The sequence below is a fragment of the Agrobacterium sp. InxBP2 genome (genome assembly GCF_026191755.1).
Lineage (GTDB): Bacteria > Pseudomonadota > Alphaproteobacteria > Rhizobiales > Rhizobiaceae > Agrobacterium > Agrobacterium pusense.
In genome coordinates, this window is the sequence record NZ_JAINDY010000021.1 from 283531 (window position 1) to 299021 (window position 15491).

At 61.0% G+C, this 15491-nt stretch carries 12 protein-coding genes; 1 reads left to right on the top strand and 11 read right to left on the bottom strand.

Annotation, left to right across the window (positions count from 1 at the left end; translation table 11 throughout):
- Window positions 1–4: 4 nt before the first annotated feature.
- The 5 genes from K7A42_RS05200 to K7A42_RS05220 are packed head-to-tail and all read right to left on the bottom strand — an operon-like array spanning window position 5 to window position 6265.
- Complete coding sequence (locus K7A42_RS05200; RefSeq protein ID WP_004438394.1) at window positions 5–1138, bottom strand: DUF917 domain-containing protein; 1134 nt, start codon at window positions 1136–1138, stop codon at window positions 5–7.
- Complete coding sequence (locus K7A42_RS05205; RefSeq protein WP_072493680.1) at window positions 1131–2687, bottom strand: hydantoinase/oxoprolinase N-terminal domain-containing protein; 1557 nt, start codon at window positions 2685–2687, stop codon at window positions 1131–1133. Before K7A42_RS05205 ends, K7A42_RS05200 begins: the two co-directional genes overlap by 8 nt.
- A 17-nt stretch (window positions 2688–2704) precedes the next feature.
- Entirely contained in the window at window positions 2705–4351 is a 1647-nt protein-coding gene (nikE, locus tag K7A42_RS05210; RefSeq protein WP_174151613.1) for a nickel ABC transporter ATP-binding protein NikE, read from the bottom strand.
- Window positions 4352–4355: 4 nt separating this feature from the next.
- Entirely contained in the window at window positions 4356–5237 is an 882-nt protein-coding gene (locus tag K7A42_RS05215) for an ABC transporter permease (protein WP_020813268.1), read from the bottom strand.
- Complete coding sequence (locus K7A42_RS05220) at window positions 5237–6265, bottom strand: ABC transporter permease (protein WP_072493609.1); 1029 nt, start codon at window positions 6263–6265, stop codon at window positions 5237–5239. Before K7A42_RS05220 ends, K7A42_RS05215 begins: the two co-directional genes overlap by 1 nt.
- A 135-nt stretch (window positions 6266–6400) precedes the next feature.
- Between K7A42_RS05220 and K7A42_RS05225 the strand changes: the two genes are divergently transcribed.
- On the top strand, window positions 6401–8752 hold the full coding sequence (locus tag K7A42_RS05225) for a helix-turn-helix transcriptional regulator (RefSeq protein WP_174151637.1): 2352 nt from the start codon (window positions 6401–6403) through the stop codon (window positions 8750–8752).
- Between the two features lie 3 nt (window positions 8753–8755).
- Here K7A42_RS05225 and K7A42_RS05230 read toward each other — a convergent pair whose 3' ends face one another.
- From K7A42_RS05230 to K7A42_RS05255, 6 genes are read right to left on the bottom strand one after another with little or no spacing between them, the layout of a single operon-like run.
- Window positions 8756–9466 carry a ribonuclease activity regulator RraA gene (locus K7A42_RS05230; protein ID WP_003506768.1) on the bottom strand — a complete coding sequence of 237 codons (711 nt, stop codon included), beginning with the start codon at window positions 9464–9466 and terminating at the stop codon, window positions 8756–8758.
- Window positions 9467–9500: 34 nt separating this feature from the next.
- Entirely contained in the window at window positions 9501–10298 is a 798-nt protein-coding gene (locus K7A42_RS05235; RefSeq protein ID WP_035208513.1) for an NAD-dependent epimerase/dehydratase family protein, read from the bottom strand.
- An 11-nt stretch (window positions 10299–10309) separates the two neighbouring features.
- Window positions 10310–12034, bottom strand: coding sequence for an L-arabinonate dehydratase (araD, locus tag K7A42_RS05240; protein ID WP_174151615.1), 1725 nt, complete (start codon window positions 12032–12034; stop codon window positions 10310–10312).
- 37 nt (window positions 12035–12071) lie between these two features.
- Window positions 12072–13151, bottom strand: a complete 1080-nt coding sequence (locus K7A42_RS05245) for an ABC transporter ATP-binding protein (RefSeq protein WP_174151616.1) — start codon at window positions 13149–13151, stop codon at window positions 12072–12074.
- Between the two features lie 22 nt (window positions 13152–13173).
- Entirely contained in the window at window positions 13174–14217 is a 1044-nt protein-coding gene (locus tag K7A42_RS05250) for a carbohydrate ABC transporter permease (protein WP_035208507.1), read from the bottom strand.
- Window positions 14210–15178 (bottom strand): carbohydrate ABC transporter permease, encoded by a 969-nt coding sequence (locus K7A42_RS05255; RefSeq protein WP_004438359.1) that lies wholly within the window; start codon window positions 15176–15178, stop codon window positions 14210–14212. Before K7A42_RS05255 ends, K7A42_RS05250 begins: the two co-directional genes overlap by 8 nt.
- Between the last annotated feature and the right edge of the window lie 313 nt (window positions 15179–15491).

Genomic DNA, 15491 nt, shown 5'->3' on the forward strand with positions numbered 1-15491 from the left:
ATGGTTAGGCAGCCTTGCTGACCGGAACGGGCAGCGGTGAGAAAGGAATGTCCGGATAGCCGAAGGCCGCCGGGCCAACGACCTCAAGCGCGCGGGCGCTGCGCAGCAGGTCGTGACAGGGAATGGCGATGACGGCCACGCGCTGGCCGTAGCGCAGCACTTCGGTGGTGATCGGATAACCGGTGTCGACATCGAGCAGGACGATCAGATCGGGAACCGTCACTTCCACCTTGCCGTCACGGGAAAACAGCAGGAATTCGTTCTGGATGGCGACGCCCGCCGTCTGGCCGGCGCAATCGTCGAAGCCGGAGAGCGTAAGATCGCCGACGGCGAAACCGCCGCGAAGATGGCGCTTCAGATCGGTGATCTTGCCGTTGAAGATGCGCCGCCCGCCTTCGAGCGCGCAGACTGCAGCAATAGGGTCTTCCTGCTGCTTGCGGGCACGGATCACCGCCTCACCGATGGCAATGGCCTTGGTGTAGGTTTTCGGAATGCCATACTGGTGCACGTAGTGCGCCTGCATCGGCGCGGTCGCCAGCATCGCGCCGCCGCCCTGCGAGACGACGCAGGCGCGCGCCATGCGCTCGTGCCAGACCTCGGAAACGGCATGGCTGAAGATGACGGCATTACCGTGCAGATCGCACATCACCGAGGGCGTGGAACTATGGCCATAGATGGAGAAGGTGGTCATCTGCATTTCCGGGAATGCCCGGCCCATGCCGTCGCAATCGAGGATCGGCAGGCCGCCCAGCGCCGCCGTCACCAGCGGGTTCATGGAATTGGAACCGCCGATTTCCTCGCAGACGATGGCGTCAACTGGCGTGCGGATCAGCTCTTCCATCGCCCGCAGGCAACGCAGGCCTTCACGGCCTTCGCGAATGCGCTCGACGCCGACGACGGGCGCGCCGATACCGCCGATGGACATGCAGAGCGCGTCCGGCTCGATGGCGTCGGTTGCGAGAATCTTCATCTCGTAGCCGGCCTTCATGGCCTCCAGCGCCAGAAGCTTCCCGAGATACGGATTGCCGCCGCCGCCCGTGCCGAGAATGCCTGCGCCGATTTCCAGTGCGTCGAGATCTTCACGCGTCAGCGTCCGCAATGCCGCCTCGTCATATTTCAGCTTGCGTGTCTCAGCCATGATTGGCTCCCATTTCTCCAACAACTTTCACATGAATGCGGGTGGCGTTGCCGGGCAGGTAAGCCAGCGGCATATCCTCGCGCTCGATTACTTCGAGCGTCGCGGCAATCGCGCCGGCGGCAACCGCCTTTTCGCGGGCCTCCGCTTCTGCCTCGGCCAGTGCGCTCTCGCGCGTGCGTCCATCGACGAGTGAGAAGACCCGGTCGGTCTCACCGCTGATCTGCGCAATGGCCGCGCCAACGGCATTGGCCACCGCGAAATTCTCAGGCCGGATAACCTCAAGATCACCGATGCGATCCGGCATCAGGATGGAACCGCCGCCAACGGCGATAACCGGCACTGGTGACGATGAGATGCGGCTGCGCTCCACGCAGGCTTCAAGCATGTCGTTGATCTTGTTGACGGCCGCATCCACGAGCTTTTTGTCGAGGCTGGAAACCAGCTTTTTCTCGCCAACATCCGCCTTGCCGGAGGCAACCGCGATATCGGTCGCTGTCAGGGTCGAGCCACCGAAGCAGAGCGCCTCGCGGCGGACGCGGTAACCGACGGATTTCGGCCCGACGGTCAGGCCGTGATCGCCATTGACCACAAGCGAACCGCCGCCGAGACCGATGGAAAAGACGTCGGGCATGCGGAAATTGGTGCGGACGCCGCCAATATCCACCGTGGTCGAGGCCTGACGCGGGAAACCGTGGGACAGCGAGCCGACGTCCGACGTGGTGCCGCCGACATCCACGACCACGGCATCCTTGAGACCGGTGAGGAAGGCCGCACCGCGCATGGAGTTCGTCGGACCGGAAGCGAAGGTAAGCACGGGGAAACCGCGCACTACATCAGCCGCCATCAGCGTACCGTCGTTCTGGGTGATATAGAACGGGCAGGTGATGCCCGCAGCCTTCAGCGCTTCGCCGAAAGCCGCAACCGTGCGGTCGGCAAGCGACAGCAGGCTGGCATTCATGATTGCCGCACTTTCGCGTGCAAGCAGGCCATGGCGGCCGATATCCTTGGACATCACCACCGGCAGGCCGGGGCAGCGCTCCTGCAGGATTTCCTTCGCCCGAAGTTCCATCGCATCATTGATGCCGCTGAAAACGCAGGTGACGGCAGCGGCCTTCAGGCCCTTGGCGCGAATATCCGCACCGATACGGACGATTTCGTCCTCATCGAGCGGTGAGATTTCACGACCGTCGAATTCGTAACCGCCACGCACCTGATAACCGTGGTTGCCGACGATTTCCTTGAGATCATCCGGCCAGTCGACCATGGGCGGCAGGCCGGCACCGGACGGCAGGCCGAGCCGGATGGCTGCAACCTCGTCCATATGCCGGCGCTCGATCACCGCATTGGTGAAATGTGTGGTGCCGATCATCACGGCACCGATGCGCGCCCTGTCTATGCCCGATGCCTCGATGACCTTTTCAAGGGCTTCGATGACGCCTGACGTCACATCCTCTGTCGTGGAGGCCTTCACCCCCGCCAGAACGGTCTTATCCTGCAACACAACGGCATCGGTATTCGTGCCGCCGACGTCAATTCCAACGCGATACACGTCAGGCTCCTCTTTCATCAATCGGTCGTTCTGACGAGGAAGCGCATGCGCTCTTCCTCGGTCACCGTGGGTTTGAGACGTTCTTCGTCGTCGGTGACGACGGGGATGGCCGCGATCAGGGCGCGGGTATAGGGATGGGCCGGTTCGGCAAAGACCGCCGACGTCACGCCCTCTTCGACAATCTCGCCCCGCAGCATGATGGCGATGCGCGAACAGAAATTGCGCATCAGCGACAGGTCGTGCGAGATCATCAGATAGGTCAGGCCAAGCTCCTCACGCAGCTGCAGCAGAAGGTCGATAACCGTCTTCTGCACGGAGACATCGAGTGCGGCCGTTGGCTCATCGAGGATGAGAATTTTCGGCTCGGCCGCCAACGCCCGGGCAATCGCCACACGCTGCTTCTGGCCGCCGGACAGCTCATGCGGATATTTGCCGAGATAGGATTGCGGCAGCCGCACCAGCCCCATCAGTTCCTGCATGCGGTTTTCCCGCGCCTGCCTATCCATGCCGATGGATTTCAGCGGCAGGGCAAGCGTCTGTTTCACCGTGCGCTTCGGATTAAGCGAGGTGCCCGGGTTTTGATAGACGATCTGCGTCAATCGCTTGCCGCGCGCAGGCGCGGGAGCGTCAATGACAAGATTGCCGGAGGTCGGGCGCGAAAGGCCCATGATCATACGGGCGACGGAAGTTTTGCCGGAGCCGGATTCACCGGCCAGGCCGAATACCTCGCCTTCCTTCAGCGTCAGATTCACATCCCGCACGGCGTGATAACCGTTGCGCCGACCATAAATCTTGTTCAGCCCTTCGATGGTGACGATGGGCGAACGCGTGCTCTGCGCCAGATCGGTGACGCGCGGGCCATAAAGCGGAGGCACGGCATCGAGAAGCGAGCGCGTATAATCCTTGGCAGGGCTATGGAGGATTTGCGTGCAGGGTCCGGTCTCGACGATATCGCCGTGATGCATGACCACGACCCGATCCGCCACCTTGCGTACGACGCCGAGATTGTGGGTGATCATCAAGAGCGCCATGTTTTCTTCGGCGACCAGCTGGTTGATGAGATTGAGGATTTCATCCTGCGTCGTCACATCAAGTGCCGTGCCCGGCTCGTCCGCGATCAGGAGCTTCGGCTGATGCAGCAGGGCAAGCCCGATCAACACGCGCTGGCGCATGCCGCCCGAAAGTTCGGACGGATAGGCGTTCATCACCCGCTCGGTGTCGGCAAGCTGCACCCGGCGCAGAACGGCAGCTATGCGGTTGCGACGCTCGGCCTTGGACGAGTTGATTCCATCGCGCTTGTCGGCGAAGCGCATGACATCATCGAGATGTGTGCCGATCTTGAAGACCGGATTGAAGGAGGAGAGTGGGTCCTGCATGATCAGTGAAAAGGCGGTCCCCTTCAGGGCCTCACGCTCCCTGCGTGGCATGGACAGCACATCCCGGCCATCGATGAAGATGGCACCTGATGTGATCGCGGCGTTTTTTGGCAAAGTGCCGATGATAGCCTTGGCCGTGACGGATTTGCCCGACCCGGTTTCGCCGATCAACGCCACGCGTTCGCCGGCGGCAACCGTGAAGGCGACATCGCGCAGCACCTGCCGGGTGCGGCCGTAATTGGTGAAGGTGACGTTGAGGTTTTCGACCTTGAGAAGCGGTTCAGTCATGGCCTTAGCTTTCCACGTCGAACATGTCGCGCAGGCCGTCGCCCAGCAGATTGAAACCCAGCGTCACGTAAAGCACGGCCGCGCCGGGGCAGAGCACTTCCCACCAGAAATCCGGCATGAACTGGCGCCCGTCGGCGACCATCGATCCAAGGTCAGGCGTCGGCGGCTTGACGCCGAAACCCAGGAAGCTCAGCGTCGCGCCGAACAGAATGACGAAGGCGGCATCGAGCGTCGTCTTGACCGAAATGACCGAAACGCAGTTGGGCAGTATTTCGCGGAAGAGGATGTGTAACGGGCCTGCACCGGCAAGACGTGCCGCCTCGATGTAATCTTCCGAAGCGATGGACTTCGATACCGAATAGATCAGCCGCGCATGCCAGGTCCACCACAGCAGCGTGATCGCGATCATGGCGTTCATCAGTGTCGGTTCCAGCAGGTTGGAGACCGCGAGCGCCATGACTAGCGGCGGCATGGCCAGCATCACATTCGTCAGGCCGCTGATGAGTTTTTCGGTCCAGCCGCCGAAATAACCGGCGATCAGGCCAAGCACAGTTCCGACCGGAACGGAAATGCCGAGCACGCCGATGACGAGAAGCAGCGAGACGCGGAGCCCGAAGATGGTGCGGGAAAAGATATCGCGACCGGCCTTGTCGGTGCCGAACCAGTGTTCCAGATCCGGCGGCATATGGCGGGCGCGGAAATCGACAACCGCGCCGATATGTTTCGGATAGGGCGTAAGCCAGGGTGCGAAGACCGCCAGTACCAGCACCGACAGAAGGATCAACGAGCCGATGACCGCCGCCGGATTGCGGCTGAAGCGATACCACATCATGTAACCGGCGCTTAAGCCCCGATCAGTGGGTTCGAGCATTTTCATATCGGCCATCAGCGAGCCTCCTTGCGGCGCAGACGCGGGTCGATGATCGAGATCAGGACATCCACGATCAGGTTCGCAACGATGAAGAACAGACCGGCCACCAGCACCACGGCGGTCACGGCGTTGAGGTCTTTCTGCAGGATGGCGTTGAGCCCGTAGGAAGCAAAACCACCCCAGGCGAAGACCATCTCGATCACGAAGGCATTGCCGATCAGCGACGCGAATTCGAGACCCATGATCGTCAGCGGCGCGATGGAAGAGAGCTTCAGCAGGTAACGGAAGATGATGACCCGCTCCGGCACGCCGAAGCTTTGCAGGGTCAGCACATGGTCCTTGCGCTGGTTCTCGATCATAGAGGAGCGCGTGATGCGGGTGATCTGGCCGATGCCGGCCATGGAAAGCGCAAAGGCCGGAAGCGCGAGATGCTTCAACGCATCGAGCACGACGTCGAAACGTCCGGCCAGCATGCCGTCGACAAGGATGAAACCGGTGGGGCCGCCCTGCCAGCCAAGCGAATGATCGAGCCTGCCGATGATCGGCCAGCCGGAGAGAAAGCGCGCTGCCAGCAATTGCAGCGTGATGGCGAAGAGAAAGCTTGGGATCGTGACCCCGGTAAGCGACAGGATGCGACCGATATGATCCAGCGGCCGGTCGCGATAATGCGCCGTGATGACGCCGAGCGGGATGGCGACGAGGAACATGAAGATGACCGCGACCAGCACCAGCTCGACGGTCGCGGGAACAGTCTGCGCCAGATCGGTTGTAACGGGGCGCTGCGAAACCAGCGAGAAGCCCAGATCACCATGCAATGCATTGCCGATATAATCGAGATATTGAACGGCGAGCGGCTTGTCGAGGCCCATCTGCCCGCGCAACGCATCCACCTGGTCTTGCGTTGCAGCCGGCCCCAGCGCCATGCGGGCGGGATCTCCCGGCACCACGCGGGCCAGCACGAAAATCATGATGGACAGGGCGATCATGACCAGCACGAAGGTGCCGAGCCTGTTCAAAATCGCGACCAGCGGATGTTGCTGCATCGGTGGAACGTTCCTTGTGCATCGGTTGCCTGAGCACAAGTTTTCACCACATGGCCATTCGAACAATCGCTGAAAGGTATAGTTTTTTAAAGAATGAGTATAGGTTTTTTGAAACCGATATCCTATCCCTTTCCCATGATGCTTCTGCCCCGGCCCCACCTCTGCAATCGCATTGCCAGCGAAACCGCGGGCGTGGTGTTTCTGCGCGCACCGGCGGGTGCGGGAAAAAGCGTATTGCTGGAGACGCTGGCAAAGGAGCTCGGAGCTCAGATATGCCGCACGCACCAGCCGCAAAGCGATAACGCGGTCAATGGCAACCTGCTGTGGGACATTCCAGTTTTTGCAAGGGCGGTACGCATGCCAGCCCCCATTCTGGAGTCGGTGCGTTTCGTCGTCATCGCCTGCCGGCCGGACCAGAGGATCAGCGGCATGGCGCGTCACATCCTGCATCACGGCTCGCTCACCATAGGACCGGAAGAACTCGCTTTGCGGCCAGATGAGGTGGACGACCTTCCATCCGGGCAACGACGGCTGGCACTCGAGGATTACGCGGGATGGCCGGCCTTTCTTTCGCTGGCGCGCCTGCCGGATGACACGTTATGCGCCGACTATCTGCGCGAAAGCTATCTGCCCCATCTCACGCCCGCCCAGACCGTCGAACTTTCCTTTTGGCTCGAAAACCCTTCCGCCGCCCCAGATGCTGACTGGGCCATGCTTCTGCCGCCCTTTTTGACGGGAAAACCTGACAATCACCACACACTGATACGGCTCCTAACGGTCGCGGCAAGAGAACGCCTCGCCACCTTGCAGGCCGGCAGCGCCGTGGTGGAGGTCGCCTCGGCCTTCGAAAAGGCAGGGCATTCGCTCGCAGCCATGGCGATGCTGCTCGATCGCGGTTACGAGACCCATGCCGCGCAAATCCTCGAACGCGCCCATGGGCGGGAACTGATCTACCGGAGCAGCGTCGACAGGTTTCGCGAAATCATCATGCGGTTTTCGCAGGATATGATCACCTCCAATGAAACCGTCCTTTTCGCGGTTACCCGCGCCTTGCTGAAACAGGGCGAATTGCAGCGCGTGCGCCATCTGCTCGGGAAAAGCCTCGGCTCGGATTACCTTGACCCGCTGAAGGTGCTAGCCCGCGGCTCGCGGTTTTCCTTCGCCGCCCGCACCTTCCGGCTGAACCTGATGATCGCCGAGGACCTGACGCCCAATGACGCGGTGATAACGCGGCTTGGCGAGTTCATGGCGGATTACCCCATGGACGATCACGGGAAATGGGCGGCCTATTACAATGCGCTGCTTGAGTTCGAAATCCGCCGTCGCAATTTCCGCGAGGCAGAGGCGGCCGCCGCCCGCGCGCTTATCTATCTGCGCAAGATGGGCGGACAGCCTCTGCTCGAATTCTTCATCCATCTGCACCAGATAGTGCTGCGGCTGATGAGCGGCGATGTGCTTCTGGCGCGCCGGGCGGCGCAGGAAGCGCGCGCACGGCTGGAACAGGTGCCGCATGATGCCATGCAGGAGTTCCGGATGCTGCGACTGGCGGAAGCCTGCCTTGCCTATGAGGCCGGAAAACCGCGCGACCTGCTGCATTTCGTCGAACATGATTTTGATCATTTCGCCGCCGCCGAAATCTGGCCGAGTCTGATGCAGTTTGCACTGCATTACGCCTCGCAGGTGCTGATCGACCATTTTCCGATGACCGTTCGTCCGGGTTTTCTGGACGGACTCTGGATTCATCTGTCGGAGGGGTTGCAGTTTCATGCGATGATGGAGATCAGAACGGCCATCGCCTATCAGAACGCCAACCGTTGGGCAGATGCCGCAGCGACGCTTTCAGCAGTTCGCATGCCCATGGGCCGTAACTGGGTGGAGAGCGCCCACGAAGACCTCTCCCGCCTGACACGTCGTGATGAAATCGCCTATGTCATGGCCTGGCTGCGCGACGCGGTGCATCTGTTCACACCCCGCGCCTATCTCTCCCGGCAGATCGATGCGATGATCGCCAATCCAAAGGTCACCAATCGCGAGAAGGTCGCATTGAGAATCTGGCAGAGCTATGCCGCGCACCAGCGCCGTGACAACGCCGCCGCCCGCGCGCATATACTCACCGCGCTTGAATCGGCGACCCGCCTTGGCTGCAACGGTGTGCTGTCGGAAGAGCGCGTCTTCCTTTCGCCGCTTCTCAACAATCGCCGCATCCGCAGTTTCATCGAAACCTCATCCGATGTCCGCACCGCGCTGTCTATTTTCGCCGCCTCGGTGAACTCACCGCAGGCCCGGGCGCTGCATGGCGGCCTTTCTCAACGGGAAGCACAGATGCTGCAGCTATTGGCCAGCGGCATGTCGAACAAGAAGATTGCTCAGACGCTCAACATCTCGGAAGTGACAGTGAAGTTTCACCTTGGCAACCTGTTCCGCAAGCTGGATTGCAAACGCCGCGCGGAGGCGATCCGCGCGGCGAAAGCACTGGGCTGGTTATGAGGCTCAGCGGTTATTCTTCTTGCGCCATTCGGCAAAGGCCGTCTGGTGCTCTTCCTTGGTGCAGGGGTAAAGGCCGATGATCGTCTGGCCGGCCTTGACCTGCTCTACCACGAAATCCTCATAGGCTGTCATTTCAACCGCTTCCGTCGCCACTTCATCGGCAATGCCGGCGGGGATGACGATGACGCAATCGGCGTCACCCACGATGATGTCGCCGGGAAACACCGGTGCATCGCCGCAGCCGATGGGGCCGTTGATCTCGATGGCCTCGTGTTTGGTCAGATTGGTGGGGCTCGAAGGGCGGGTGTGGTAGGCCGGAATGTCCAGTTCGGCAATGGTGGCCGCATCCCGGAAACCGCCATCGGAAACGATGCCCGCACCACCGCGAACCATCAGACGCGTCACCAGAATATCGCCGGCCGAGGCGGCAGAGGCGTCCTTGCGGCTGTCCATGACAAGCACGTGGCCCGGCGGGCAGGTTTCGATGGCAACACGCTGCGGATGGGCGGGATTGCGGAATTCTACGAGCTGGTTGCGATCCTCGCGGGCCGGCATGTAGCGCAGGGTAAAGGCCGGGCCCACCATGTTCTTGCCCTTGTAGCCCAGCGGGCGAACGCCCTGAATGACCTGGTTTCGCAGGCCGCGCTTGTAAAGCGCTGTCGCCAGCGTGGCGACGGAAATCGTCATCAGTTTTTCGCGCGTTTCATTGTTCATGTCTGTTTCCTCGCAATGGCCGGATGGATGTGTTTCAAGTCCTGTGAATGGGCTCGTCGATGAAGACGCCACCCTGATATTTTGCGATCGCAGCCTCGGGGCCGGGGCGCGGGACGTCGCGCTCGATTTCGGCCCGGTAACGCGCGGCATTGTCGCGCCGCTGCCAGCCGAGAAAATCGACATGGGAATTGTCCCACCAGCTGTCGTCATTGGCCGAAACGCCCCAGATAACCGGGCATCCGAGTTTTGGCACGCGGAAGGTCGCCTCTATGAGAGAGACGAAGTCACCGTAGCTGAGCCAGGTCGACAACATGCGCCAGTTCGTGGGTTTCTCGTCACAGGAGCCGATACGCACGATAGCCGTCTCCTGTCCGAATTTGGAATGGTAGAGGCTTGCCATGGCCTCGCCGAAAATCTTCGAAACCCCATAGAGGCCATCAGGCAAAAAAGGCGTCTCAGGGCTAAGTTGCTGCCCCTGCGGGTAATAGCCGATCGTGTGGTTGCTGGACGCGAACAGGATGCGAGGTTTGCCGTGCGCCCTCGCCGCCTCGTAGAGATTGTAGACACCACGCAGATTGGCAGCCTCGATGGGATCAAACGCCCTTTCTACGGAAACTCCGCCGAGATGGACGATGCCGTCGCAATCCTTGACCAGATCGTAAACTGCCTGCTCGTCCTCCAGCGCGCAGTGGACGAGCTCTTCAGGGGACGCTGGCGAACCGAGATCAACCACGTCAGAAAGACGGATGGTTTCTGCAACATGGCCAAGCCGCCCGCGCAACATGCTGCCCAGCTTGCCGCCGGCACCGGTGATGAGCAATCGCTTCAACATGATGGGGCCTCTTAGAAAATATCGGGCTCGCCGGCGGAACGGCCGAAATCTGTCTGCAGGAAGTCGAAGTCGCAACCCTGGTCGGCCTGCGTCACGTGCTTGGAGAAGAGATAGCCGTACCCACGTTCATAACGCGGCGCAGGCGCTTGCCATGCCGACCGGCGCTGAGCGATTTCCTCTTCGCTGACCAGCATGTCGAGACGACGCTGCGGCAGGTCGAGGCGGACGATATCGCCCGTTTTCAGGAGCGCCAAGGGACCGCCAACGAAGCTTTCCGGTGCGACATGCAGTACGCAGGCACCGTAGGACGTGCCGGACATGCGGGCGTCTGAGATGCGCAGCATATCGCGGTGCCCTTTTTTGATCAGCGCCTTTGGAATGGGCAGCATGCCCCATTCCGGAAAACCGGGACCGCCGAGCGGACCGGCATTGCGCAGCACCAGCACATGATCGGGCGTCACATCGAGATTTTCATCGTCGATGGCGGCTTTCATTTCCGGGTAGCTGTCAAACACCAGCGCCGGACCCTGATGTATATGGAGTTTAGGGTCGCAGGCGGCGGGCTTTATGACGGCGCCGTCAGGGCAGAGATTGCCGCGCAGCACCGCAAGCGAGCCTTCCGCATAGACGGGATTGTCCAGCGAGCGGATGACGTCGTCGTTGTAGACCTTTGCACCCTCGAGGTTTTCGCCCATGCTGCGGCCGGTCACGGTCAGCACGGAACAGTCGAGACGACTTTCCAGCTGCTTCATCAGCGCTCTCAGACCACCGGCGTAAAAGAAGTCCTGCATCAGATAGTTCTTGCCGGAAGGGCGGACATTGGCGATGAGCGGTGTAACGCGGCCAAGTTCGTCCAGCTCATCCAGCGTCATCGGCACGCCGGCGCGGCGCGCCATGGCGATGAGGTGGACGACGGCATTGGTGGAACAACCCGTCGCCATGGCGACGATGGCGGCATTGCGGAACGCTGCCGCCGTCAGAATAAGGTTAGGGGTCAGATCTTCCGACACCATCTCGACAATGCGGCGACCACAGGCCGCGGACATGCGCTGATGTTCGGAATCGACTGCCGGAATGGAGGAGGCACCCGGCAGGGTGATGCCGAGCGCGTCGGCAATGGCCGTCATGGTCGAGGCCGTGCCCATCGTCATGCACACACCGGCAGAACGGGCAATGCCGCCCTGCACGCCACGCCATTCCTCGTCCGTAACATTGCCTGCGCGGCGCTCATCCCAATATTTCCAGGCGTCCGAACCCGAGCCCAGCACCTTGCCGGCATAATTTCCGCTCAGCATCGGGCCGGCGGGCAGATAGATCATCGGCACACCGGCCGAGATCGCACCCATGACGAGGCCCGGCGTCGTCTTGTCGCAACCGCCCATCAGCACCACACCATCCAGCGGATGCGAGCGAATCATTTCTTCCGTCTCCATCGCCAGCATGTTGCGGTAAAGCATCGATGTCGGCTTGGTGAAGCTCTCATCCACGGAAAGCGACGGCATTTCGACGGGGAAGCCGCCAGCCTGCAACACGCCGCGTTTCACATCCTGCACGCGCTCTGGAAAGTGCGAATGACAGGTGTTGAGCTCCGACCAGGTGTTGAGGATGCCGATGACGGGTTTGCCGATAAAATCCTCCTCCGCATAGCCCAGCTGCATCATGCGCGAGCGGTGGCCGAAGCTGCGCAGGTCGTCGGGAGCGAACCAGCGGTCGGAGCGGAGTTTTTTATCGGTCATGTCATTGGTCCTACGTTGCGGGTGGTGCCTAAGGCTGTCAGTCCTGCCGGAGCGTCAGCCCGCTCGTCGTGTCGAAAAGGTGGACGTGTTGAAGTGGCGCCGACAGGCGGATGACTTCGCCCGCCGATGTCGAGGTCTGGCCGGAAAGATGCAGCGTTACAGAAGTGCCGTCACCGAGATTGCCGTATAGATAGGACTCGCCGCCCAGCTGTTCCGCCGTGCGCACCGACATGGTCAACGCGCCGCCCTCGCCCGGCTCCACATGGTTCGGGCGGATGCCGAGCGTCACCTTCTGGCCGGGCTTATAGGCAAAGCCGGTCTGTGGCAGTGGGATCAACTCGCCCGTCGCGATCTTGAGCGCGGGCGTTGCGTCCGAGGTCACTTCGCCTGCGAAAAAGTTCATTTTCGGCGAGCCGATAAAGCCTGCCACGAAGAGATTGGCCGGGCGGTTGTAGAGGTCGAGCGGCACGCCAAATTGTTCGAGTTTACCAGCCCGCAAAACGGCGATCTTGTCGGCCATGGTCATCGCTTCCACCTGATCATGCGTGACGTAGATCATGGTGTTGCCGAGACGCCGGTGCAGACTGGAAATTTCGCCGCGCATATCGACGCGCAGTTCCGCATCGAGGTTGGAAAGCGGTTCGTCGAAGAGGAACACGCGAGGTTCCCGCACCACGGCGCGGCCGATGGCGACGCGCTGGCGCTGCCCACCCGACAAATCCTTGGGACGACGCTCGAGAAGCTGATCGATCTGCAGCATCTTGGCGACCTGCGCGATCTTCTCGGCGATCTCCTTCTTCGGCGTGCCGATGTTCTCAAGACCGAAAGAAAGGTTTTCGCGGACCGTCATATGCGGGTAGAGGGCGTAGGACTGGAACACCATTGCAAGGCCGCGATCCGCAGCCGGCACCGTATTGACCACATCACCGCCGATGACGATGTCGCCGTCGCTCAACTCTTCAAGGCCAGAGATCATGCGCAGCAGGGTGGACTTGCCACAGCCGGAAGGGCCGACGAATACGCAGAATTCGCCGTGCTTGATATCGAGATCAACGCCTTTGATCACATCGAGGGCGCCATATGTTTTTTTGACCTGACGAAGCTCTATACTTGCCATTGTCGTATTTCCTCCCTGAGGATTATTTGCCGCCCGTGGACGCAATGCCGGTGGCGATATATTTTTGCAGGAACATGAAGACCAGCGCGATCGGGGCGAGTGTCAGCACCGTCATGGCCAGAAGATTGCTCCATTCCGTCGTCATCTCGCCCTGGAAGGAGTTAAGTGCCAGCTGCAGGGTGAAGTTGTCGTTGCGGGTCAGCACGATCAGCGGCCAGAGGAAGTCGTTCCAGCGCCACATGATCGCAAGGATCGCGAGAACCGCGAGCGCGGGTGCCGAGAGCGGCAGGATGATGCGCCAGTAGATTTTCCACTCGCTGGCCTTGTCCATGCGCGCCGCATCGAGGATCTCGTCCGGTATCGTCAGCATGTATTGCCGCAGCAGGAAGACGCCCGTGGGTGTTGCCGCACCGGGAATGATGACGCCCCACAGACTGTTGATCAAACCGAGCTGGCTGGTGATGAGAAACAACGGCACAAGCACGACGGTCTGCGGGATCATAAGCGTACCGACCACCAGCGCCAGCACGGCGCCCCTGCCTTTGAACTGATATTTCGAGAGCGCGAAGGCCGCCATGGAATTGACGATCAGCATGATGATGGTCGAGGTGACCGTGATGAAGGTCGAGTTCCAGAAATAGAGCGGGAAATTGAAGCGCTGGAAAAGCTCGGTGTAGTTTTCCGTCGCGAGCGCCACCTTTTCAGCCGGCTTCAGCTCGTTGAACTGCATCTTCAGCACTTCCGCCGGCTTGGCGGGATCAACCACCTGCGCCACGAGGCCGATACGCCTGATCATGCCGAGCTTGCGGCCATCCTTGTCGACATAGGCCGGCAGCGGATTTGGCTGCCCGTCCACCACCATGGTTTCCTGGCTATAGGGCAGCAGCCGTGGCGGAAAGCGCTGGAGATCGGCTTCCGTCTTGAACGACGAGAGCACCAGCCAAACGACAGGACCGAACATCATCAGCACGGCCACGCCGAGATAGGCGTAGGACAGCCAATCGGTCCAATGCAGCTTGCCGTTACGGCCGCGGGTACGGGTCAGAAATGCGCCAATCCTAGCCATCGACCTTGCTCCTGTTTGCCCGGAATTGCAGGGCGGTCAGCACCACGAGCACCACGGCGAGCAGCAGCGAAGCGGCGGCCGCAAGTCCGAAATTCCGGGGCGTCCCGGCAAAGCCGGTCTGATAGATGAATTGAATAATGAAGGTCGTCGCCGAACCCGGGCCACCGCCGGTAAAGGCAAAGACTTCATCGAAAGTTTGCACGCCCTTGATGACCGACAGAACGAGAACGACGAGCATGGTGGGTGCAAGCAAGGGCAGGGTAATGCGCCGGAAGATGCGCCACGGGCTTGCCTTGTCCAGCTGCGCCGCCTCATAGACATCGCGCGGGATCGCCTGAAGGCCAGCGAGGAGAATGAGCGTATAGAAACCCATATGCGCCCAGACCGACAGGAAGACCGACCAGCCGAAGGCGAGATTGGCCTCAAGCAGCCAGTCCACCGAACCGAGGCCCAAGCCTTCCATCGCCGCATTGAGAACGCCGAAACGCTGGAGAATCCACTTCCAGATCAAGGCCACGACGACAGGCGACAGCAGAACCGGGAAGAAGAATACCGCACGGAAAAAGCCGCGCGCCCTGATATCGCGGTTCAGCACGATGGCCGTGATCAGCGAAAAGCCGACCATGAAACCCACCTGCAGCACGACGAAGAACAGCGTGTTCCAGACGGAGCGCCAGAACAGGTCGCGCGCACAGGAATTGGGATCAAGGTAGTTCTGACAGGAAAGAAGGACCGAAAAGTTTTCGCCGCCCACCGAAGGGCGCTCGGAAAGCAATATGTGTTCGCTGCCGGTCACGGAGTAGGCCATGTTCAGCAGGATCGGCAGGAAGGCGAAGACCGCAAACAGGATCAGGTTGGGTGTCAGAAACACCCACGCAATCCGCCTGTGGCCAAGAACCTTCTGCAGAAAGGAAAAGGGCAATTCAACGATGCCCATGACGGGCGCAAGAAATTTATACATGAGGGTCCTCCTTCGATCCGGCGCGGGGGGGGGGGGGGCGCGCCCGCCCGCGCGGGGTAAAAACGCCGGGTTGTTGGGGCATGGGCCGGTGCCCCGCGGTCCTTGGTGCTGGGTTTCAACCGGGCTCTGTCCGCCCCGGCCGCCGGGGGGGGGGCCTGCGGCCCCGCGCCGGATCGCAGGAGGACCCTCATGTATAAATTTCTTGCGCCCGTCATGGGCATCGTTGAATTGCCCTTTTCCTTTCTGCAGAAGGTTCTTGGCCACAGGCGGATTGCGTGGGTGTTTCTGACACCCAACCTGATCCTGTTTGCGG